The sequence below is a fragment of the Serratia sp. 121840015-1 genome (genome assembly GCF_053627655.1).
Genome location: NZ_JBSEYF010000006.1, coordinates 95552 through 118187 on the forward strand (window position 1 = coordinate 95552; position 22636 = coordinate 118187).

General features: G+C 63.3%; 20 protein-coding genes, 1 tRNA gene and 1 pseudogene. 16 read left to right on the forward strand and 6 right to left on the reverse strand.

What is annotated here, in order from left to right; translation table 11 throughout:
• Positions 1-42: 42 nt before the first annotated feature.
• The 10 genes from fdnG to ACUXAC_RS22140 all read left to right on the forward strand — a co-directional run bounded on the left by fdnG (position 43) and on the right by ACUXAC_RS22140 (position 10890).
• Complete coding sequence (fdnG, locus tag ACUXAC_RS22095; RefSeq protein ID WP_100396610.1) at positions 43-3090, forward strand: formate dehydrogenase-N subunit alpha; 3048 nt, start codon at positions 43-45, stop codon at positions 3088-3090.
• A gap of 12 nt (positions 3091-3102) precedes the next feature.
• Positions 3103-4005, forward strand: a complete 903-nt coding sequence (gene fdxH, locus ACUXAC_RS22100) for a formate dehydrogenase subunit beta (RefSeq protein WP_033649532.1) — start codon at positions 3103-3105, stop codon at positions 4003-4005.
• Positions 4002-4637 (forward strand): formate dehydrogenase cytochrome b556 subunit, encoded by a 636-nt coding sequence (fdoI, locus tag ACUXAC_RS22105; RefSeq protein WP_004934017.1) that lies wholly within the window; start codon positions 4002-4004, stop codon positions 4635-4637. The genes fdxH and fdoI overlap by 4 nt, the downstream gene beginning before the upstream one ends.
• Positions 4637-5566, forward strand: a complete 930-nt coding sequence (fdhE, locus tag ACUXAC_RS22110; RefSeq protein WP_025304790.1) for a formate dehydrogenase accessory protein FdhE — start codon at positions 4637-4639, stop codon at positions 5564-5566. The genes fdoI and fdhE overlap by 1 nt, the downstream gene beginning before the upstream one ends.
• A 114-nt stretch (positions 5567-5680) precedes the next feature.
• Positions 5681-6325, forward strand: coding sequence for a DcrB-related protein (locus ACUXAC_RS22115; protein WP_387443827.1), 645 nt, complete (start codon positions 5681-5683; stop codon positions 6323-6325).
• 40 nt (positions 6326-6365) lie between these two features.
• A complete protein-coding gene (locus ACUXAC_RS22120) occupies positions 6366-6971 on the forward strand; it encodes a glutathione S-transferase (RefSeq protein ID WP_060424313.1) in 606 nt (201 codons plus the stop codon).
• Positions 6972-7039: 68 nt separating this feature from the next.
• Complete coding sequence (gene selA / locus ACUXAC_RS22125; protein WP_159318803.1) at positions 7040-8434, forward strand: L-seryl-tRNA(Sec) selenium transferase; 1395 nt, start codon at positions 7040-7042, stop codon at positions 8432-8434.
• Positions 8431-10272 (forward strand): selenocysteine-specific translation elongation factor, encoded by a 1842-nt coding sequence (gene selB, locus ACUXAC_RS22130; RefSeq protein WP_147840583.1) that lies wholly within the window; start codon positions 8431-8433, stop codon positions 10270-10272. The genes selA and selB overlap by 4 nt, the downstream gene beginning before the upstream one ends.
• Positions 10273-10354: 82 nt before the next feature.
• Positions 10355-10615 (forward strand): CopG family ribbon-helix-helix protein, encoded by a 261-nt coding sequence (locus ACUXAC_RS22135; protein WP_387443832.1) that lies wholly within the window; start codon positions 10355-10357, stop codon positions 10613-10615.
• Positions 10615-10890 carry a type II toxin-antitoxin system RelE/ParE family toxin gene (locus ACUXAC_RS22140; RefSeq protein WP_033636570.1) on the forward strand — a complete coding sequence of 92 codons (276 nt, stop codon included), beginning with the start codon at positions 10615-10617 and terminating at the stop codon, positions 10888-10890. Before ACUXAC_RS22135 ends, ACUXAC_RS22140 begins: the two co-directional genes overlap by 1 nt.
• A gap of 11 nt (positions 10891-10901) precedes the next feature.
• On the opposite strand, the gene ACUXAC_RS22145 is transcribed toward ACUXAC_RS22140, so the two are convergent.
• The gene (locus ACUXAC_RS22145) at positions 10902-11813 is read right to left on the reverse strand and encodes a LysR family transcriptional regulator (RefSeq protein ID WP_387443836.1); all 912 of its coding nucleotides are present in this window, start codon (positions 11811-11813) and stop codon (positions 10902-10904) included.
• Between the two features lie 121 nt (positions 11814-11934).
• Here ACUXAC_RS22145 and ACUXAC_RS22150 point away from each other — a divergent pair, with 121 nt between their 5' ends.
• Positions 11935-12561: a LysE family translocator gene (locus tag ACUXAC_RS22150; protein WP_197830663.1), complete on the forward strand. Its 627-nt coding sequence runs from the start codon at positions 11935-11937 to the stop codon at positions 12559-12561.
• A 53-nt stretch (positions 12562-12614) separates the two neighbouring features.
• Here ACUXAC_RS22150 and ACUXAC_RS22155 read toward each other — a convergent pair whose 3' ends face one another.
• Entirely contained in the window at positions 12615-13862 is a 1248-nt protein-coding gene (locus ACUXAC_RS22155) for an MFS transporter (protein WP_387443839.1), read from the reverse strand.
• A 217-nt stretch (positions 13863-14079) separates the two neighbouring features.
• On the opposite strand from ACUXAC_RS22155, the gene ACUXAC_RS22160 reads away from it, so the two are divergent.
• A complete protein-coding gene (locus ACUXAC_RS22160; RefSeq protein WP_060443756.1) occupies positions 14080-15072 on the forward strand; it encodes an acyltransferase in 993 nt (330 codons plus the stop codon).
• Here ACUXAC_RS22160 and ACUXAC_RS22165 read toward each other — a convergent pair.
• The 4 genes from ACUXAC_RS22165 to ACUXAC_RS22180 all read right to left on the reverse strand — a co-directional run bounded on the left by ACUXAC_RS22165 (position 15067) and on the right by ACUXAC_RS22180 (position 19015).
• Entirely contained in the window at positions 15067-15990 is a 924-nt protein-coding gene (locus ACUXAC_RS22165) for a GlxA family transcriptional regulator (protein WP_387443843.1), read from the reverse strand. The two genes, ACUXAC_RS22160 and ACUXAC_RS22165, sit on opposite strands and share 6 nt — an antisense overlap.
• Positions 15991-15992: 2 nt before the next feature.
• The gene (locus ACUXAC_RS22170; protein ID WP_060441240.1) at positions 15993-16544 is read right to left on the reverse strand and encodes an isochorismatase family protein; all 552 of its coding nucleotides are present in this window, start codon (positions 16542-16544) and stop codon (positions 15993-15995) included.
• A 100-nt stretch (positions 16545-16644) separates the two neighbouring features.
• Positions 16645-18033 carry an amidohydrolase family protein gene (locus tag ACUXAC_RS22175; RefSeq protein WP_102985085.1) on the reverse strand — a complete coding sequence of 463 codons (1389 nt, stop codon included), beginning with the start codon at positions 18031-18033 and terminating at the stop codon, positions 16645-16647.
• A 127-nt stretch (positions 18034-18160) separates the two neighbouring features.
• Positions 18161-19015, reverse strand: a complete 855-nt coding sequence (locus ACUXAC_RS22180; protein ID WP_041037265.1) for a LysR family transcriptional regulator — start codon at positions 19013-19015, stop codon at positions 18161-18163.
• A gap of 126 nt (positions 19016-19141) precedes the next feature.
• Between ACUXAC_RS22180 and ACUXAC_RS22185 the strand changes: the two genes are divergently transcribed.
• The 4 genes and pseudogenes from ACUXAC_RS22185 to ACUXAC_RS22200 form a co-directional block, all read left to right on the forward strand.
• A complete protein-coding gene (locus ACUXAC_RS22185; protein ID WP_074181166.1) occupies positions 19142-20341 on the forward strand; it encodes a cyanate transporter in 1200 nt (399 codons plus the stop codon).
• A gap of 75 nt (positions 20342-20416) precedes the next feature.
• Positions 20417-21760, forward strand: coding sequence for an esterase-like activity of phytase family protein (locus ACUXAC_RS22190; protein WP_387443847.1), 1344 nt, complete (start codon positions 20417-20419; stop codon positions 21758-21760).
• A gap of 98 nt (positions 21761-21858) precedes the next feature.
• Positions 21859-21953, forward strand: a tRNA-Sec gene (locus ACUXAC_RS22195).
• Positions 21954-22120: 167 nt separating this feature from the next.
• Positions 22121-22423 (forward strand): annotated as a pseudogene (locus ACUXAC_RS22200) (hydroxyacid dehydrogenase); the annotation flags it as partial.
• Positions 22424-22636 lie beyond the last annotated feature (213 nt).

Here is a 22636-nt window from a genome sequence, read left to right on the forward strand (position 1 = left end):
GCATTTGAACAATGTGACAATCGAGAGTGAAAGGAGACCCCCATGCAGGTCAGCAGAAGGCAGTTCTTTAAGATCTGCGCTGGCGGTATGGCAGGAACGACGGTGGCCGCGCTGGGCTTTGCCCCCGAAGTGGCGTTGGCGGAAACCCGGCAGTACAAACTGCTGCGCGCCCGCGAGACCCGTAATACCTGTACGTATTGTTCCGTCGGCTGTGGGCTGTTGATGTACAGCCTTGGTGATGGCGCCAAGAACGCCAAAGAAAGCATTTTCCATATCGAAGGGGATCCGGATCATCCGGTAAACCGCGGCGCGCTTTGCCCGAAAGGCGCCGGCCTGGTTGACTTCATCCACAGCGAAAGCCGCCTCAAGTACCCGGAATATCGGGCGCCAGGGTCGGACAAATGGCAACGCATCAGCTGGGACGACGCCTTTACCCGCATCGCCAAGCTGGTGAAAGAAGACCGCGACGCCAACTTCATCAAAACCAACGACCAGGGCGTTACCGTCAACCGTTGGCTGACCACCGGCATGCTGTGCGCCTCGGCCGCCAGCAACGAAACCGGTTTTCTGTCGCAAAAATTTAGTCGCGCTCTCGGCATGCTTGCCGTAGACAACCAGGCGCGTGTCTGACACGGACCAACGGTAGCAAGTCTTGCTCCAACATTTGGTCGCGGTGCGATGACCAACCACTGGGTTGATATCAAGAACGCGAATTTGATTATCGTCATGGGCGGTAATGCGGCGGAAGCGCATCCGGTGGGGTTCCGCTGGGCGATGGAAGCCAAAATACACAACAATGCCAAGCTGATCGTGATCGATCCGCGCTTTACCCGAACCGCATCGGTGGCGGACTTTTACACGCCGATCCGCTCCGGGACCGACATCGCTTTCCTGTCGGGCGTGTTGCTGTATCTGATGACCAACAACAAGTTCAACCGCGAATACGTCGAGGCCTACACCAACGCCAGCCTGCTGGTGCGGGAAGACTTTGCCTTCGAAGACGGCTTGTTCAGCGGCTACGACGCGGAAAATCGCAAGTACGACAAAACCACCTGGAACTACCAGTTCGACGAGAACGGCTTCGCCAAGCGCGACGTCACGCTGCAGGATCCGCGCTGCGTGTGGAACATGCTGAAACAGCACGTGAGCCGCTACACGCCTGACGTGGTGACCAACATCTGCGGCACGCCGAAGGACGATTTCCTCAAGGTGTGCGAATACATCGCCGAAACCTGCGTCGCGGATAAAACCGCTTCGTTCCTGTATGCCCTGGGCTGGACTCAGCACTCGGTCGGCGCGCAGAACATCCGTACCATGGCGATGATCCAGCTGCTGCTCGGCAACATGGGCATGGCGGGCGGCGGCGTCAACGCGCTGCGCGGCCACTCCAACATCCAGGGGCTGACCGATCTCGGCCTGCTGTCGCAGAGCCTGCCGGGCTACATGACGCTGCCGTCGGAGAAACAGACCGATCTCGAGACCTACCTGAAGGCCAACACGCCGAAGGCGCTGCTGCCGGGCCAGGTGAACTACTGGGGCAACTACCCGAAATTCTTCGTCAGCATGATGAAGACCTTCTACGGCGACAAGGCGCAGAAGGACAACAGCTGGGGCTTTGACTGGTTGCCGAAGTGGGACAAAGGCTACGACGTGCTGCAGTACTTCGAAATGATGGCGCAGGGCAAGGTCAACGGCTACTTCTGCCAGGGCTTTAACCCGGTGGCGTCGTTCCCAAATAAAAACAAGGTAGTGGCTTCGCTGTCCAAGCTGAAGTTCCTGGTGACCATCGATCCGTTGAACACCGAGACCTCCAACTTCTGGCAGAACCACGGCGAGTTCAACGAGGTGGATCCTTCGCAGATCCAGACCGAAGTGTTCCGCCTGCCGTCTACCTGCTTCGCCGAAGAAAACGGCTCGATCGTCAACTCCGGCCGCTGGCTGCAGTGGCACTGGAAAGGCGCAGATGCCCCGGGCGAAGCGCTGAACGACGGCGAGATCCTGGCGGGCATCTTCAGCCGCCTGCGCGAGATGTATGCGCGCGACGGCGGTGCGGTGCCGGAACAGGTGCTGAACATGCGCTGGGACTACCTGACGCCGGACAACCCGTCGCCGGAAGAGGTGGCGCAGGAAAACAACGGCAAGGCGCTGGCGGATCTGCTGGATGCCGACGGCAAAGTGCTGGTGAAAAAAGGCGAGCTGCTTAGCTCGTTCGCGCAGCTGCGCGACGACGGCACCACCGCCAGCGGTTGCTGGATCTTCGCCGGCAGCTGGACGCCGGCCGGCAACCAGATGGCGCGGCGCGACAACGCCGATCCGTCCGGCCTCGGCAATACGCTGGGCTGGGCCTGGGCATGGCCGCTCAACCGCCGCATCCTGTACAACCGCGCCTCGGCGGACCCGCAGGGTAAACCGTGGGATCCGAAACGCCAGCTGCTGGAGTGGGACGGCGCCAAGTGGGTCGGGGCCGATATCCCGGACTACAGCACCGCCGCACCGGGCAGCGACGTCGGGCCGTTCATCATGCAGCCGGAGGGCATGGGCCGCCTGTTCGCCACCGACAAGATGGCGGAAGGGCCGTTCCCTGAACACTACGAGCCGTTCGAAACGCCGCTCGGCACCAACCCGCTGCACCCGAACGTGGTGTCCAACCCGGCGGCGCGCGTGTTCAAGGACGATCTGGCGGCGATGGGCAAATCCGACAAGTTCCCTTACGTCGGTACCACCTATCGTCTGACCGAGCACTTCCACTACTGGACCAAGCACGCGCGGCTGAACGCCATCGCGCAGCCGGAGCAGTTCGTGGAGATCGGCGAGAAGCTGGCGGAGAAGAAAGGCATCAAGCAGGGCGACACCGTGAAGGTCAGCTCCAACCGCGGCTACATCAAGGCCAAGGCGGTGGTGACCAAGCGTATTCGCACGCTGCAGGTGCACGGCCAGGAAGTCGACACCATCGGTATCCCGATCCACTGGGGTTACGAAGGGGTGGCGAAGAAAGGCTTTATCGCCAACACGCTGACGCCGTTCGTCGGCGACGCCAATACGCAAACGCCGGAGTTCAAGGCGTTCCTGGTCAACGTGGAAAAGGTGTAACGGAGACGAATTATGGCCATGCAATCTCAAGACATCATTCGTAAATCCGCCACCAATGGTTTCACGCCGGCGCCGCGCGCCCGTGACCACCAGGAAGAAGTGGCCAAACTGATCGATGTCACCACCTGTATCGGCTGCAAGGCCTGTCAGGTGGCCTGTTCCGAATGGAACGACATCCGCGACGAGGTGGGGCACAACGTTGGGGTGTACGATAACCCTGCCGATCTGACCGCCAAGTCGTGGACGGTGATGCGCTTCTCCGAGGTGGAGGAAAACGGCAAGCTGGAATGGCTGATCCGCAAGGATGGCTGCATGCACTGCGCCGATCCGGGCTGCCTGAAGGCCTGCCCGTCGGAAGGCGCGATCATTCAGTACGCCAACGGCATCGTCGACTTCCAGTCCGAGCACTGCATCGGCTGCGGCTACTGCATCGCCGGCTGCCCGTTCGACGTACCGCGCATGAACAAGGACGACAACCGGGTGTACAAGTGCACCCTGTGCGTCGACCGCGTGGACGTCGGCCAGGAACCGGCCTGCGTGAAAACCTGCCCGACCGGCGCCATTCACTTCGGCACCAAGGAAGCGATGAAGCAGGTAGCGGCAGATCGCGTCAGCGAGCTGAACACCCGCGGCTACCAGAACGCCGGTCTGTACGATCCGGCGGGGGTGGGCGGCACGCACGTGATGTACGTGCTGCACCACGCCGACAAACCGCAGCTGTACCACGGTTTGCCGGACAACCCGAGCATCAGCCCGGCGGTGACCTTCTGGAAGGGCGTGTGGAAACCCCTGGCGGCCATCGGCTTTGCCGCCACCTTCGCGGCCAGCGTGTTCCACTATGTCGGCGTCGGGCCTAACCGCGTCGACGATGAGGACGAGCACGACGAGTCGCACGACGAGGAGACGCGCAAATGAGAAAGGAAAAGCCCATTCAGCGTTACAGCGCACCGGAGCGCATCAACCACTGGATCGTGGCGTTCTGCTTCGTGTTCGCCGCCATCAGCGGGCTGGGGTTCTTCTTCCCCTCCTTCAACTGGCTGATGAACATCTTCGGGACGCCGCAGCTGGCGCGCATTCTGCACCCGTTTGTCGGGGTGATCATGTTTGCCGCGTTCCTGCTGATGTTCCTGCGCTACTGGAAGCATAACCTGATCAACCGGGAAGATATCGTCTGGGCCAAGAACATCCACAAAATCGCCATGAACGAGGAAGTGGGTGACACCGGGCGTTATAATTTCGGCCAGAAGTGCGTGTTCTGGGCGGCGATTATCAGCCTGGTGCTGCTGCTGGCCAGCGGCGTGGTGATCTGGCGGCCGTATTTTGCGCCGTCGTTCTCCATCCCGCTGATCCGCATCGCGCTGCTGGTGCATTCGCTGGCCGCGGTCGGCCTGATTATCGTGATTATGGTGCACATTTACGCCGCATTGTGGGTAAAAGGCACCATTACCGCGATGGTGGAAGGCTGGGTGCCGGCGGCCTGGGCCAAGAAACATCATCCGCGCTGGTACCGTGAGGTCCGCGAGAAACGACAGGAAGATAAACCCTGATGAGTATCCGCATCGTTCCTAAAGAGCAGTTAGGGGCACAGCGTGAGAAGTCCACAACGGCGGAGAACATCCCGCCGTTACTTTTCGCCAACCTGAAAAGCCTGTACAGCCGCCGCGCCGATCGTCTGCGTCAGCTGGCGGTCGACAATCCGCTGGGCGACTACCTGAACTTCGCCGCCGAGCTGGCGCAGGCGCAGCAGCATGCGCTGCACGATAACCCGCTGGCGCTCGATCTGAGCGAAGCGCTGGCGCAGGGCGCCGCCAGCGGCAAACCGCCGCTCGATCTGAGCGTGTTCCCGCGTAGCGAGCACTGGCGCAAGCTGCTGACGTCGCTGATCGCCGAGCTGCGCCCGCAGGCGCCGGAGCATATCCTGGCGGTGCTGGACAACCTGGAGAAAGCCTCGGCGCACGAGCTGGAGCTGATGGCCGACGCCTTGCTCAACCGCGAGTTCGGCAAGGTGGGCAGCGAGAAGGCGCCGTTCCTCTGGGCCGCGCTGTCGCTCTATTGGGCGCAGATGGCCAGCCTGATCCCCGGCAAGGCGCGCGCCGAATACGGCGAGCAGCGCCAGTTCTGCCCGGTGTGCGGCAGCATCCCGGTCTCCAGCATGGTGCACATTGGCACCGTCAACGGCCTGCGCTACCTGCACTGCAACCTGTGCGAAAGCGAATGGCACGTGGTGCGGGTGAAGTGCAGCAACTGCGAGCAGACCCGCGATCTCAACTACTGGTCGCTGGACAGCGAGCAGGCGGCGGTGAAGGCGGAGAGCTGCGGCGACTGCGGTACTTACCTGAAGATCCTCTATCAGGAAAAAGACCCGCAGGTCGAAGCGGTGGCCGACGATCTGGCTTCGCTGGTGCTGGACGCCCGCATGGAAGAAGAAGGCTTCGGCCGCAGCAGCATCAATCCGTTCCTGTTCCCGGCGGAGTAACCGCCCGGCCCCGTTCGCGCGGGGCCGGACCAGCAATTTCAGAACGGGCTTCTGGCATTCGCCCGGGCGAGTTGCTACGTTTAGGCCATAACGCGCCAAGCGAAAGGAACCACGATGTTAAACACCCTGGCAAAACTGACCGCGGTCGCCGTGCTGGCGATGGGACTGGCGGCCTGCGACAACAAAGACGACACCAAACCGGCGGTGCCGCCACCGGACACCAAGCCGACCGTGACGCAGCCCGCGCCACCGCCTGCGCCGGCAGAAACTCCGTCCGCGCCACCGGGGCTGAACGTGTCGCTGCAGAAGGGCAAAATCACCTTCGAGCTGCCGCCGGGCTTTAGCGATCAGACGCTGAACAGCGGCATCATCAACGACAGCACCTCCACCATTCAGCGCTTCCTCGACGGCAAGTCGCGCCAGAGCGCGGTTTCGTCCGAGGTGATCCCGCCGGACGACATGAAGCTCAACGCCAGCGACAAAATGCTGAAAGAGCTGGCGCAGAGCGCCATCACGGTGCTGGCCGAGCGCTATCAGAATATCCAGACCACCAAAGAAGAGAACTTCACCGTTGGCAAACAGAAGTTTCGCCGGGTGGATACCGAGCAGACCGTCAACGGGCAGAAGGTGGTGTCCACGCTGGTGCTGACGGTGTTCAACAAGCGGGTGGTGACGCTGCAAATGCTGTCGCCGGCCAAAACGCCGGAAGTGCACCAGGCGCTGGTGCAGCGGATTATCGATACCCTGGCGGTGAAGTAAGGGCGCCGCGCCGCGGCCAGGACGAAGCGGAGGAGAACGGATGAAGCTTATCGGCAGTTACACCAGTCCCTTTGTGCGCAAGATTTCCGTGATGCTGCTGGAGAAGGGGATCGCGTTCGAATTCGTCAACGATCCGCCGTATGAGCCCGGCAGCCGGGTGAAGGAGCTGAACCCGCTCGCCAAGGTGCCGGTGCTGATCGCCGATGACGGCGAGGTGTTTTACGACTCGCCGGTGGTGGCCGAATACCTTGAGCTGCTGGCGGTGGAACCGGCGTTCTTGCCGGCCGATCGCACCGCCGCGTTGCGCGTCCGCCAGGTGGCGGCGCTGGCGGACGGCGTGACCGAAGCGGCGGCGACCCTGTTTCGCGAAAGCCGGCGCGCGCCGGAAAAACAGGACGAAAACTGGATGCTGCGCCAGCGTGACAAACTGACGCAGGGGTTGGATGCGCTGGAGGCGCTGGCGCGGGAAAAAACGTGGCTCAATGCCGAGCGGCTGACGCTGGCGGATATCGCCACCGGCTGCGCGCTGGGCTACCTCAATTTCCGCCGCATCCTGCCCAACTGGTGCGTCGAGCGCCCGGCGCTGGTCAAGCTGGCCGAACGCCTGTTCGCCCGCGAAAGCTTCGCCCGCACCTCGCCTCCCTGAGCTTTTTTCTCCCCCGCCGCGGCGGGGTTTTGCTATGCCGATACGTCTAAACTGAAAACCGAGCGACCATGAGCACTGAATCCCACCTTCTTTACAGCCAACTGCCCGCCATTGACCGCCTGCTGCGAGAACCCGCGATTGAACCGCTGGTGGCGCAGCATGGCCAGACGCTGATCGGCGAACTGCTGCGCCGGCTGCAGGCCGAGGCGCGCGCCGCGATCAGGCAACAGCAACGTTTACCCGCTTGGTGCGACGACTGGCCGCAGGCGCTGCGGGCGGAGCTGGCCCGGCAGCAACGCCCGGCTTTGCTGCCGGTGTTCAACCTCAGCGGCACCGTGCTGCACACTAACCTCGGGCGCGCCCTACTGGCGCAGCCGGTGAAGGACGCGGTAAGCGCGGTGATGGGGGAGGCGGTGACGCTGGAGTACGATCTGGATGGTGCCGGGCGCGGCCATCGCGATCGGGCGGTGGCGAGTCTGCTGTGCCGGCTGACCGGTGCGGAGGACGCCTGCATCGTCAATAACAACGCGGCGGCGGTGCTGCTGATGCTGGCGGCGATCGCCCCCGGCAAAGAGGTGGTGGTGTCGCGCGGCGAGCTGGTGGAGATCGGCGGCGCGTTCCGCATACCCGACGTGATGCGCCAGGCGGGCTGCCAACTGGTGGAGGTCGGCACCACCAACCGCACCCATCTGAAAGATTACCGCCAGGCCATCAACGAGCAGACCGGCCTGTTGATGAAGGTGCACACCAGCAACTACAGCATTCAGGGCTTTACCGCGGCGGTCGGCGAGGCCGAACTGGCGCAGCTCGGGGCCGAACAGGGCGTGCCGACCGCCACCGATCTGGGCAGCGGCTCGCTGATCGACATGGCGCAGTACGGCCTGCCTGCCGAACCGATGCCGCAGCGGCTGCTGGCCGCCGGCGTCGATCTGGTGACGTTCTCCGGCGATAAGCTGCTGGGCGGCCCGCAGGCCGGCATCATCGTCGGCAAAAAGGCGCTGATCGCTCGCCTGCAGCAGCATCCGCTCAAACGCGCGCTGCGCGTCGGCAAGCTGACGCTGGCGGCCCTGGAGGCCACGCTGCGGCTCTATCTGCAGCCGGAAAAACTGGCTGAGCAGCTGCCGACGCTGCGGCTGCTGACCCGCCCGCAGCAGGAGATGCAACAGGCGGCCGAGCGGCTGCTGGCGGCGCTGACGCCACGGTTCACCGCCGATTTCGAGCTGCGTGCCGAACCGTGCTGGTCGCAGATTGGCAGCGGTTCACTGCCGGTGGATCGCCTGCCCAGCTATGCGCTGACCTTCACGCCGCGCGACGGCCGCGGCGCCACGCTGGAGGCGTTGGCTGAACGCTGGCGCCGCCTGCCGCAGCCGGTGATCGGCCGCCTCGGCGACGGCCGGCTGTGGCTGGATCTGCGCTGTCTGGAACAGGAAGGGGCGCTGATCGAAGCGCTGAGCGCCTCATGATCATCGCCACCGCCGGCCATGTCGATCATGGCAAAACCACCCTGCTGCAGGCGATCTCGGGGATCAACGCGGATCGCCTGCCGGAAGAAAAGCGCCGCGGCATGACCATCGATCTGGGTTACGCCTACTGGCCGCAGCCGGACGGCCGGGTGCTGGGCTTTATCGACGTGCCCGGCCACGAGAAATTCCTCGCCAATATGCTGGCGGGCGTCGGCGGTATCGACCATGCATTGCTGGTGGTGGCCTGCGACGACGGCGTGATGGCGCAAACCCGCGAGCATCTGGCGATCCTGCGCCTGAGCGGGCGCCCGGCGCTGACGGTGGCGTTGACCAAGGCCGACCGGGTGGACGCGGCGCGTGTCGACGAGGTACGCCGCCAGGTGCGCGACGAACTGGTGCGCCAGGGCTGGCCCGATGCGCCGCTGTTTGTTACCGCGGCGGCGGCGGGGGAAGGCATCGAGGCGCTGCGCGCGCATTTGCTGGCGCTGCCCTCCGGCGAGCACGCGCTGACGCGCCGTTTTCGCCTGGCGGTAGACCGTGCGTTCAGCGTCAAAGGGGCGGGGCTGGTGGTGACCGGCACCGCGCTCGGTGGCCGGGTGCAGGTGGGGGATTCGCTGTGGCTGACCGGCGCCGACGCGCCGGTGCGGGTGCGTGGCCTGCACGCCCAAAATCAGACCGTGGAGCAGGCGCAGGCCGGGCAACGCATTGCGTTGAACATCAGCGGCGATGTCGATAAAGACCGGATCGCGCGCGGCGACTGGCTGCTGGCGCAGCGTCCACCGGAAGCGGCGGAACGCATTCTGGTGGCGCTGGAAGCGGATCGGCCGATCCGCCATTGGCAGCCGCTGCATCTGCACCATGCCGCCAGCCACATCACCGGGCGCATTTCGCTGCTGAACGACGGGTTGGCGGAACTGATCCTCGATCGCCCGCTGTGGCTGGCGGAAAACGATCGGCTGGTGCTGCGCGACATCGGCGCACGGCAAACGCTGGGCGCGGCCCGGGTGCTCAGGCTGAGCGCGCCCAAGCGCGGCAAGCGCCAGCCGGACTACCTGGCATGGCTGCAGGCTCTGGCGCAGGCGCAAGACGATGCGCAGGTGCTGGCGCTTGAGCTGCCGCAGGGCGCGCTGTCGCTGGCGGCGTTCGCCTGGGCGCGTCAGTTGACCGACGACGGCCTGGCGGCACTGCTGGCGGATCGCGATCTGCTGATCGTCGGTGACCGGGCGCTCGCGCAGGATCAGGTGCAACAGGCGGAGAGCCGGCTGCTGCAGGTGCTGGCGGAGTACCACCAACAGCACGCCGACCAGCTGGGGTTAGGGCGCGCCCGCCTGCGGCGCATGGCGCTGCCTCAGCAGCCAGAAGCGTTGGTGTTTATGATGATCGATCGGCTGTTGAAGGCCGGTGCGCTGCGCAATACGCGCGGCTGGCTGCATCTGCCGGAACACGGTCTGGCATTCAGCGCCGAAGAGGCGCCGCTGTGGGCGCGCATCGAACCGCTGTTCGGCGACGAGCCGTGGTGGGTGCGCGATCTGGCGAGCGAGTTGGGCGAGGAAGAGAGCCGGGTACGGGCGCTGCTGCGCAAGGCGGCTCAGCTGGGCTATGTGACGGCGGTGGTGGTGGATCGCTACTACCTCAGCCGACGCATCGATCAGTTCGCGGCGCTGATCCGCGAGCTGGATGCGGAGCGTGGCGGCGCCAACGCCGCCGACTTCCGCGATCGGCTCGGCGTCGGGCGCAAGCTGGCGATCCAGGTGCTGGAGTTCTTCGATCGCAGCGGTTTTACCCGCCGCAAGGGTAACGAGCATTTGCTGCGCGACGGCGGGTTGTTCGGCAACTGATTGCGTGTTTTTTGTTCTCTGATGGCAGTATAATCAGCTTTAATCACTTTGATTGATGTCGATTGTATTGAGGAGCAAGACGATGAATACGAAAGTCATCACCGCTCATGTGCCGCTGCCTTTGGCTGAAAAGGTGGATGAAATGGCCGCCAAACTTGACCGCTCACGGGGATGGATAGTGAAGCAAGCCCTCGCCGCCTGGCTTGAGCAAGAGGAAGAGCGCCGTCGATTAACGCTGGCGGCGCTGGCCGATGTCGAACAGCAAAACGTTATCGATCATGAGTTGGTAGAAGCCTGGGCTGCCAGCCTGGACAGTGACGATCCGCTGCCGGTATCGCGCTGATGGAGTTAAAATGGACGAGTAAGGCGCTATCGGATTTGGCGCGTTTGTTTGAGTTTCTTGCTTTGGCTAACCGTACTGCGGCAGCGAATTCGGTGAAGGCTTTGGTCGCCGCGCCTAAAGCGTTGCTCGATAATCCTCGCTTGGGTGAAAGGTTGGACGAGTTTTTACCGCAGGAGGTGAGGCGTATTCTGGTCGGCCGCTATGAGATACGTTACCAGGTGCAGCCGGCAACGATTTATGTTCTGCGTATTTGGCATACCCGCGAAGAGCGATAGGCCGAATTCCCCTAGCCGATAAACCTGACGGCGGCCCGGCTGACGTCGGGCGTTTGGGCGGTGAGAAACGCCTGTAAGCGTTCGATCAGCGGCCGTTTCGCCGACTCCGCCGGCCAAACCAGATAGTAACCGTCGCCGGTGCGCACGGCGGTGTCACAAGGCAGCGCCAATAACCCCTCCTCAATGGTTCGCAGGCTCAGCGCCAGATCGCCGATCGAGACACCGTGCCCGGCGATGGCTGCGGCGTTGCCCTGTTCCAGCGAATCAAATACCTGGCCGCGTGCAAGATCGAACGGGGCCGCTATGCCGCTTTTTTGCAGCCAGCGCCGCCAGTCGCGCCGATCGGGCGAAGGGTGGATCAGCGGGCAGGCGGCGAGATCGCGCTGCCCGTCGGCGAGCAGCGCGGGGGCGCAAATCGGGATTAGCCATTCGTCGAACAGCTTGGCGGCGGCGGTATTGGCGCCGAAATGGCCGTTGCCGAGCAGGATGGCGCAGTCGTAGGGTTCGCTGAAAAAATCCACGCTGTCGATGTCCATCCAGACGCTGGCTGCCTGCACGTCGAACGCCTGCGCCGTTTGCCGGAACCGGCTCAGGCAGTCCAGCAGCCAGCGCATGGTCAGGGTGGAAGGCGCCTTCAGCCGCAGCAGATCGCGGTGGCTTCTGAACAGCTCGCAGGCTTGCTCGATGCGGCCAAACCCTTGCTGCAACTCGTCGGCGAAGATTTTCCCCTGCGGCGTGACCTCGATACGCGGGCCGTTGCGCTGGAACAGCCGGCAGCCGAAGTGCTGCTCCAGCGTTTTGATGTGCTTGCTGACCGCGCTTGGGGTGAGATGCAGCTCCTCGGCGGCCAGCGTGAACGAGCCGGTGCGGGCGGCGCTTTCGAAGGCGCGCAGGGCGTAAAGCGGCGGAAGGGAACTGGCCATCGCGGCGTCTCTAATAATGAGTCTGATTCACAGTAAACGACAGGATTACTCCTTTTTCAAGGCGGTGGCGGCGGCATGATAATGGCGCGATGCCAACTGACTGAATGTGAGTGAAATAAAGATGAACCTGTCGTTACTGGCGGCGTATTTCGCCGCCATTTTGTTGCTGATCGCCACGCCGGGGCCGGTGGTGGCGATGGTGGCCAACACCGCCGCGCGCTTTGGCGCCCGGCGTGCGCTGTTGACCGCGCTGGGCAGTAACGGGGCCTCCTTGTTGCTGATCGGCATCGCCGCGCTGATTATCACCGGGCTGTTCGCCGTGGATATGCGCATGCTGCAGTGGGTAGGTCTGCTGGGTTGCCTGTTTATCGGCCGTATGGCGATCGTCTCGCTGTATGAGGATTTATCCGCGCGAACCCCCGATGCGCAGCCCGTTGCGCCGCCGCAAAAACGCTCGGCGATCCTGAACGGTTTTCTGGTGGGCATCGCCAACCCCAAAGATATTGTCTTCTTCGTCGCCTTTTTCCCGCAGTTCATCGCCGTCACCCCCTCGATCGGCACCAGCCTGACGCTGCTGACCGCGCTGTGGGTGCTGGCGGACTTCGCCATCTTGCTGACCTATATCACCCTGCTGTCGGGAATGGCGCTGCAGCACGCGCGGCGGGCGATCTCTGTCCTGTCGGCGTCGCTGCTGTTGGGGGTGGCGGTAGTGGGAGCGGGGTATGCGCTGTGGGGGCTGTTCGGCTGAAGCCGCATAAAAAACGCCGGTCGGGAAACCGGACCGGCGTTTTATCGTGGCATTTAAGCCGCGCCGGTCGGCTGCGGCGTGGGGTCGCCGTTGCGGCGTTTGCCGAGGAACAGCGCCACCAGCGTCAGCCAGCACAGGCCGCTGATGAGGTTGAACAGGTTGAACAGCCCGCTGCCGCCCCAGACGTAGGCGACCTTGGCCAGCTCGATGCCGACGGTGAACACCATCATGCTCAGCATGCCCATGGTGGCTGATACCGTGCCCTTGCTGACGTTGCTTGAGAACAGCGTCAGGCGGTACAACCCGGCGTTGGCGAGGCCAATGCCGAAGGCGTACAGGCTCAGGCCGGCGGTCATCCACAGGTAGGCGTGGCTGGAGAACTGGGTTGCCAGCGCGGCGATCAGCAACCCCAGCAGCATCGGGCCTGCGCCCAGCTTGATCAGGCGCTCCACGCTGTTTTTGCCGGTCAGGCGCGCCAGCGTCAGGTTGCCGAGGATCAGCGCGCCGAACACCGGGATTTGCAGCAGGCCGTAGTCCAGCGTCGACAGCGACTCACCGCTGATCAGGATCACCGGCGACTGGGCGATCCAGGCCAGCAGCGGCAGGCTGGCGAAACCGATCGCCAGCGCGCCGCACAGGAAGCGGCGGTTGCCCAGCACCTGGCGGTAGTCGCGCCACAGGTTGGCGGCGGAAAACGCCTCGCCCTGCAGCGTGGCGGTTTCCGGCATCGCTTTCCACAGGCCGTAGAAGGCGATGGCCGCCAGCGCGGCGAACAGCACGAACATGCTCTGCCACGGCGCGACGTGGATCAGCGCCGCGCCGGCCAGCGGCCCGAGCAGCGGGGCGATCAGCGCCACGTTGGCCATCAGCGCGGTGATTTTGATGCACACCGATTCTTCAAACGACTCCTGGATGGTGGCGTAGCCGACCGCGCCGATAAAGCACAGGCCGATGCCCTGCAGGAAACGCATGGCGATGAACTGCTCGATGTTGGTGACCAGCAGGATCGCCAGGCAGGAGACGATAAAGAACGCCACCCCGGCCAGCATCACCGGGCGACGGCCGCGGCGATCCGACAGCGGCCCGAGCAGCCACTGCAGGAAGATGCCGCCGGCCAGATAGGCGGTCATCGAGGTAGGCACCCACTCTTCGCCGGCGTTGAAATCCGCCACGACGGCCAGCATGCCCGGCTGAATCATATCGTTGCCGATATAGGTGGCGAACTCGAACAGCACCAGACAAAGAGGGAATAAAAGCGCCTGTCGGCCCAAACGTGCCGCAGGTGGTAATGTCGTTTTCATATTATTGTACTGATAGTAAAAGAGAAAAAGGAACTGCCAGGGCGGGAAGCGCAAACTGAGCGAGTTATGGCGGCTATTTTGCCGCCAATTGTTCACCTTCGCAATCATAAGGTGTTGTTTAAGTGCATTCTGATATTTCGCTTTTGGGTTGTCGCCGAACGCCGTGCCCGATAACCTCTTCTTAACATATCAATATGACACAAGATCGGGCGAGCGTTTGAGCGAGAAAATCGGCTGGATAGACAACCTGCGGGCGATGGCGTGCATGATGGTGGTGATGATCCACGCCACTACCTATTACGTCACCAACGGCGCGGCGATAGGGCTGCACAATTGGGATATCGCCAACGTGCTGAACTCGCTGTCGCGCGTGTCGGTGCCGCTGTTTTTCATGATTTCCGGCTACCTGTTCTTCGGCGACAAGAGCGCCGGCCGGCGGCATTTCACCCGTATCGCCTGCTGCATTCTGTTCTACAGCGCCATTGCGCTGATCTATATCGCGGCCTTTACCAAGATCGGCTTCTGGCCGTCGCTGCGCGCCATCCTGCAAAAGCCGGTGTTCTATCATCTGTGGTTTTTCTATGCCATTGCGGTGATTTACCTGCTGTCGCCGCTTATCAGCGTCAAGCCGGTGTCGCGCCGTTACCTGGCCGCCGCGCTGGTGGTGTTGGCGGCGATCGCCAACCCGAATACCGACAAGCTGACCTTCGGCAACGTGCACCTGCTGCCGGTTAACCTGTATATCTATGGCGATACCTTCTACTACCTGCTGTATGCGCTGGCCGGGCGGGCGATTGGCATGATGGAGGCGCGCGGGCGCGTCGTGGGCTGGCTGGCGGCGCTGGGATTTACACTGTGCGTGGCGCTGATCGCGCGCGGCACCAAGCACCAGCTGTTCATCAACGGCAACTTCGCCGATACCTACTATATCTACAGCGGCCCGCTGGTGTTTATGGCGGCGGTGGCGCTGCTGGTGTGGGTGAAACACTGTCTGCCGCAGCCGATCGGCTGGCTGAGCGCGTTCTCCCGCCATTCGCTGGCGATCTACGGTTTTCACGCCCTGATCGTCAACGTGATGCGCAGCCGGCACCTGGATTTCACCGGCCACCCGCTGCTGGATATCTTCTGGGTGTTCGGTGTGGCGCTGGGGCTCAGCCTGCTGCTGTCTGTCGGCCTGCAGCGGCTGGATACCCGCCGGCTGGTGTCATAGCGGCGAGCGCTGGCGCTGCTGGGCGCGGCGCAGCTGCCGCCCAGAGGAAAAGCCGGCCGCCAGCGCGGCCTTCTCCAACCCATATCCTTGCTGCAGGCGCTGTTGCGCCACCGCCAACCGCAGCTGCTCATGATATTCCCGCACGCTGATGCCGACGTGGCTGCGAAACAGCCGTGCCAGATGGCGGCTGCTGACGTGCGCTTTTTCCGCCACCTGCGGCACCGACCAGTCGGCCTCCGGCTCGGCGGCCATCACGTCCTGCGCGCGGTGCACCGCCGGGTGCAGGTGGTTGCGGTAGCGCAGCCAGGGCGACAGCTGCGGATCGTCCCCCGCGCGGCGGAAATAGACCACCATATCGCGGGCGACGTCGCGCGCCCGGCCGGAGCCGCAGTGGCGGTGGACCAGGTGCAGCGCCAAATCGATGCCAGTGGTGATGCCCGCGCTGGTGTAGACGCCGCGATCTTCGACGAAGACACGGTTCTCTTTCACCTGCGCTGCCGGCGCCTGCCGGCGGATACGCTCGATAACGTCGTGGTGGGTGGTGCACTGATAGCCGTCGAGCAGCCCGGCCTGCGCCGCCAGCAGCGCGCCGGAGCAGATGCACACTAGGGTGATGCGCTGCCGCTGCAGATCGGGCCGCAGCGTCGCCAGCCAGCGACGCGCCTGCTCGGCCTCTTCCCCGGCGAAATAGCGCTGCGAATCGCCGACTCCCGGCAGCACCAGGATGGCTCCGTCTTCCAGGCGTTCGGGCAACGGCCGCAGGCCGCTCAGCGTCATGCCGATGGAGCAGACGATCTGTGGCGCCGGGCTGAGATAACGCAGGCTGAACTGCCCCGCGAGGCGCAGGGTTTCCGCCGGGCCGCTGACGTCCAGCGACAGCACATTGGGCAACAGCAGAAAATAGACGGCCTGCGACATGGTTACTCCTGTGCGAGTTGCGCCAGCGCCTCATCCACGCTGGCGATGCGGGCGAAACGATCGACCAGTACGGTTTCAGTATGCCGCTTCAGCTGCGCGGGGGTAAAGACTTCACCGTCGGGATGGCGCATCGGGAAGGTCAGCGTCGCCTCGGTGACAAAGGTCACCCGATAACCGAGATCGGACGCCACCCGGGTGGTGGTTTCGCAGCACTGCTCGGTACGGATGCCGGAGACGATCAGGTGGTTGATATCCCGCTCGCGCAGCCAGGCGTCGAGGCCGGATTCGGTCAGCGCATTGTGCACATGCTTATGCACGGTGATATCCGCCTGGTGGGTAAGGAACGGCAGGCGCTGCACGTGGCCTGATGCCAGCGAGAACGGCCCCTGTGGCGAAACGTGCAGCACGTCGACCAGCGCCGCACCGCGTTGTTGGCAGCCCGCGATCAGGCGGGTCAGCGCCTGCTGAAACGCCGGCAGATCGTCCTCCTGCCAGAATGGACGGTGCTGGAATGATTGCTGGACATCGATGATCAATAACGCGCTCTGTGACATTTTCGGCCCTCCGCCAGTGTGTGTAGCGACCATCTTGCGCCGCGCCTTGCTCTGGCAGAAGGCCAAAAACGGCCATCATGATGACAACAGCGGACCGACCTTAGGTTTTGCTCACCTGGCCGGCCACCAGACGCCCCTGATGGAAGGTGGCGCTGCGCGCAGGCAGGCGGGCGACCGCCTCGGCGGAACAGCTGGCGTTGACCAGCACGAACTCGGCGGCGTCGCCGGCTTTCGGCCAGGCGCGCTGGCCCTTATCGTCCAGCGGTAGCACGCCGCCGGTGGAGATGGCCATGGCGCGCGACAGGTGATACTCGTCGGAGCCGCGGTACAGCTGGGCGTACAGGTTGGCCTTCTCCAGAATGTCGCCGGTGCCGAACGGCGACCAGTGGTCGATCACGCTGTCGGTGCCGGTCATCACGAACACCCCTTTCTCGCTGAGCTGCGGCAACGGCATCATCAGGCCGCCGATCGGCACCGTGGAGGCGATGGTGATCTGCTGCGCCGCCAGCCGGGTGGCGGTTTCCGCCAGTTCGCCCGGCGTCAGCGTGGTCAGGGCGAAAGCGTGGCTGATGGTGACCTTGCCGCGCAGCGCCGGGTTTTGCTCCACGGTGGCGATCATGTAGTTAATGGCGGCGACCCCGGCCGGGCTGGTCTCATGCAGGTGGATATCCACGCCTTTGCCGGTATCGAGGGCGATCTGGAACATGGCGTCCAGCGATTTCTCCATCGCGCCGTCGACGTTGGTCGGATCGAGCCCGCCGACGTACTGCACGCCCATCTGCATCGCTTCGCGCATCAGCGCATCGACCCTGGAGTGCAGCAGGCCGTGCTGCGGGAAGGCGACGATTTCACAGCTGAAATCCGCCCGGTGGTTTTCCAGCGCGCGCTGCAGGTGCTCCAGGCTTTTCAGGCCGCTGACCGGATCGATATTGCAGTGGCTGCGCGCCACGGTGCTGCCTTTGGACTGCAGCAGGGCGATCAGGTTTTCCGCCCGCTGCTGCGAGGTGGGCAGCAGTTTCGGTATCAGCGTCTGCTCCAGCGCGATCATGTCCATGATGGTCTTGCCCTGGCGCGGGCGCGGCGCCTGCCACGGGCCGCTGTAGAAGGTTTTGTCCAGGTGGATGTGCATGTCGCGGAACGCTGGCAGCAGCAGCTGGCCCTGCGCCTGATAGCGGGGCACGCCGGCGGGCTGGGAGGCGTTGGCGGCGTGAATGGCGGCGATCTTGCCGTCTTTGATCTCCAGTGTGTACAGCGCGGTGCGGGTGCCGATCACCGTTTCGCCGTCGTATTCAAAGCCGTCTTCCAGCCGCACCTCACTTAGGTAGTAGTGGCGATCGGTCAGGGTCATCGGTGCCGGTGCGCACTGCCCGCCGCCCGGTGACGCGGCCTGCGCCATGCCGCCCGTCAGGCCGATCACCGCGCAGGCGGTGGTGAGTTTGCCGGTTTGGCTGAGGAAGGCTCTGCGGCCCGGTTGTTGAGGGTTTTCCACGTTCGGTTCCTTAATCCAGAGGTGAGGGGTGAAACATCCCCCAATTTAGGAGAGGAACCGGCCGGTTGGCAGCGACATTTGCCACTGGTGACTATTCGATTTGGTAATGATCGGCGTCTGCCGGCGTTTATTTCAACCCGCAAAACACCGCCAGCCGCTGGGCCAGCGCCAGCGTGGCGGCGGGAGCGCCGTCGCGGTAGTAGAGCGCCAGTTCGAAGCTGTCTATCGGCGGTAATCCTTCGGCTTCGCCCAACACCCGATGCGTGGGCAGACGGCAGCCGGCCGGCAGCAGGGTAACGCCCAGCCCGGCGGCGGAAGCGGCGGTCAGCGCCGCCAGGCTGGCGCTGCTGTAGCCGATGCGCCAGCGTTTGCCGAGGTTGTCCAGCGCCTGGCACAGCTCGTCGCGGTACAGGCCGCTGAGCGGAAATACCGCCAGCGGCACCGGCGATTGCTCGATGGCCGGGAAGGCCAGGCTGTCCAGCCACAGCAGCGGTTCCGGCCGCGCGGCGCGCGGCGGTTGCCGGCGGCGCTGTTTCACCAGGATCAGATCCAGCTCTTCACGCGCGTAGGCGCTGTGCAGATCGGCGCTCAGGCCGCTGGCGACGTCCAGCCGCAGGTGCGGGTGCTCGCGGCTGAAGTCGGCCAGCAGCTCGGTGGTGGGCACGGCGAAATCCTCCGGCATGCCGATCCGCAGCACGCCGTCGCGCCAGATGCCGGTCAGCGCGTCGTGGGCTTCTTCATTCAGCGCGATGATGCGGCGCGCGTAGCTCAACAGCTTCACGCCTTCTTCGGTCAGCAGCACCTGATGCGAGGAGCGCTCAAACAGCGGCTTGCCCAGCATCTCTTCCAGCCGGCGCACCTGCTGGCTAACGGTGGACTGCGACAAAAACACCCGCTCTGCGGCGCGGGTGAAGCTGTTGCTGTCGCATACGGCGACGAAGCTGAGCAGCAGCTGCGGATTGAACATCGGGTAGCGATTCATTTTCCCACTGTCGGCTATTTTATTATTTAATTTCCCAATACTAGCGGCGTTGCCTACAGTAACGCAACGCTGTGGCGATCGCGCTGTGACGCCGCACTCTTCATTTTGCAGTACCAGGAATATACCGTGTTAAATCATTCTGTTAATTCATCCTCTTCGCGCCGCTGGTTCAACCCTCTGCTGCTGGCGCTGGTGTTGATCGGCCTGAACATGCGGCCGTTGTTGACCTCGATCGGCCCGTTGCTGCCGACGCTGCGCCAGGCTACCGGGCTGAGCTTTGGCGGCGCGGCGCTGCTGACCACGCTGCCGGTGCTGATGATGGGCCTGATGGCGTTGGCGGGTGGCGCCATCAACCGGCTATTCAGCGAACGCAGCGCCGTGGCGTTAAGTTTGTTGGCGATCGGGCTGGGCGCGCTCTGGCGCGAACTGGCCCCCGGCAGCGTGCAGCTGCTGATGAGTGCGGTGCTGGGCGGGCTCGGCATCGGGGTGATCCAGGCGGTGATGCCCGGCATCATCAAGCATCATTTCCTCAAAAGTATGGCGCTGGTGGCCGGGCTGTGGTCGGCGGCGCTGATGGGCGGCGGCGGGCTGGGTGCGGCGATCACCCCGTGGCTGATGAGTGCGGGGCACGACTGGCACAGCGCGCTGGCCTGGTGGGCGTTGCCGGCCCTGGTGGCGCTGCTGGCCTGGTGGCCGGTCAGCCGCGGGCTGTCTCGCCTGAGCGCGGCGGGTGAAAACCGCGGGCCAAGCCTGCTGCGCAACCGGCGCGCCTGGCTGCTCGGCGCCTATTTCGGCCTGATCAACGGCGGCTATACCAGCCTGATCGCCTGGCTGCCGCCGTATTACATGCAGCTCGGTTGGCAGCCGCAGGCCAGCGGTTCGCTGCTGGCGTTGATGACCTTCGGCCAGGTCGTGGGCGCGCTGCTGCTGCCGGCGCTGGCGCGCAATCATGACCGGCGGCCGCTGCTGCTGCTGGCGTTGATGATGCAACTGATCGGCTTTATCGGCTTGATTTACCTGCCGCAGACGCTGCCGTGGCTGTGGGTGCTGCTCTCCGGGCTGGGGCTGGGCGGCGCGTTCCCGCTGTGCCTGGTGCTGGCGCTCGATCACCTGCATCAGCCGGCGGCGGCCGGGCGACTGGTGGCCTTTATGCAGGGCGTCGGCTTCCTGTTGGCGGGCGTGACGCCCTACCTTTCCGGCCTGCTGCGCGACTACAGCGGCGGCTTCGTGCTGGACTGGCAGATCCACGCGCTGCTGGTGGTGGTGCTGATCGCCATCACCTGGCGCTTCCACCCGCACAGCTACCGGCGGGCGTTCGCCGAATAATATTTCTGTCATTGCTGCTCCCTATAGTGACGTTGCTTTTACTTCTGGGCGATAACAACGAAAAGGGACCATGACATGCACAACACCAAAACCCGGCTGGCGCTGCTGGTCGGCTGCATGGCGCTGAGCGCCAACCTGTGGGCCGACGCGCAGCCGGTGCAGGCGACGCTGGCCGGGCATGCGCTGCTGCCGGTGAAATCCGCCGTTTCCACTCCGAAGGACGCACCGAGCGATCTGCAGCAGAGCGGCAAATACACCAGCGGCAAACGCGTCACCGAGCTGGGCAGCGTGGCGGGCAAATCCGCCGATCGCCTGACCGGCCTCGGCCTGCCGATCGACGGCCAGCCGCTGCAGGGCCACTCCGGCATCAAACACATGCCCGACGGCACCTACTGGGTGCTGACCGACAACGGCTTCGGCAGCAAGGCCAACTCACCGGACGCCATGCTGTATCTCAACCACTACAAGATCGATTTCAAAGACGGCACGGTCGCGCCGCTGAAGACGGTTTTCCTGCACGATCCGGATAAAAAGGTGCCGTTCCACATCATCAACGAGAGCACCGAGAAGCGTTATCTGACCGGCAGCGATTTCGATCCGGAAAGCTTCCAGTTTGCCGACGATGCCTTGTGGATCGGTGAAGAATTCGGCCCTTACCTGATCAAGGCCGACCTGAACGGCAAAGTGCTGGCGGTGTTCGACACCCAGGTGGACGGCAAGGTGGTGAAATCGCCGGACAACCCGACGCTGACCCTGCCGGGCGCGCCGGACGGCAAGCAAAACTTCCAGGTGGCGCGTTCCAAAGGCTTTGAAGGCATGGCCGCCTCGCCGGACGGCAGCAAGCTGTACCCGCTGCTGGAAGGGGCGCTGTGGGATGGCGAACAGTTCGAGAACGTCGGCGGCAAACGCTACCTGCGGGTGCTGGAGTTCGACGTCAAACGGCAGGCCTGGACCGGCCGCAGCTGGCAGTACGTGCTGGAAGACAACCAGAACGCCATCGGCGATTTCAACATGATCGACGCCACCCACGGGCTGGTGATTGAGCGCGACAACGGCGAAGGCACGCCGGATAAAGCCTGCGCCGCCGGCGCGCCAACCGACAACTGCTTCAGCCAGGTGGCCAAGTTCAAGCGGGTGTATAAAATCGCCTTCTCGGACGCCAACGTCGGCAAACCGGTCGAGAAACTGGGTTATATCGACCTGATGAACATTCAGGATCCGAACAAGCTGGCGCGCAAGCCGCTGAACGACGGCGTGCTGACCTTCCCGTTCTTCACTATCGAGAACGTGGACGTGGTGGACGCCAACCACATCATCGTCGGCAACGACAACAACTTCCCGTTCTCCTCCAGCCGCCAGCCCAATATGGCGGATGACAACGAGTTCATCCTGCTAGACGTGAAGGATTTCCTGAAGTAGCTCCCCCTGGCCGCCGAATCGCCGGCGGCCGCCATTTCCCGCTTAGCGCAGCGAACAAACTGCGCTATAATCAGCGCCTTGCTTCTTCTCTTCTCCAAGGAAGATCCTCGTCCCCGGTGGGGCGGCCGGACTTCAAATCCGGTTGGGGCCGCCAGCGGTCCTGGGCAGGTTCGACTCCTGTGATCTTCCGCCACCTTACTGTTTCCACACTTTCTTGAATTCAACGAAATAATATCCGAGCGAATCAGCTTCCAGGAATTTTTTGGGGAAACAACCGTTATTCGGGTAATGAGCTTCGATGGGTTTCTCTGACATACAAGGACATTATTGCACGGTAAGTTAGATTAAAGCGGAGGCGGCATGACAGAGAAACATTTAGCCCAATCCCCGGCAGGTGAATTTGTCATGTTTGCCAGCGGTGATGGAAAGGTGCGCGTTGAATGCCGCTTTGAAAGCGATACTCTGTGGCTATCCCAGACAATGATCTGCGAACTGTACGGCAAAGCTAAAGCGACTATCAGCGAACACATAAAGCATATCTTTGCAGAAGGTGAACGGGTCGAAAATTCAGTTGTTCGGTTTTACCGAACAACTGCCAGTGACGGGAAAAACTATAAAGTTCAATATCTTATTCTGCCGTTAATACTCGCTGTTGGCTACCGCGCCACAGTGTTCCAACCGTAGGGATACCGAGTGTTTTCACTTTGTTTGGCTATTGATTTCGTGATAAACGATTGCACCGTTTGGGATTTCAGCAGACTGAATCCCCACGCACCGTCGATCAACGAAAGATTGAATTGTGCCCCCACCGCGACAGACGCTTGTGCTTCCGGAAACAGACTCAGGTTAACGTTGCTCCCGGGATCCCTGTCCCCA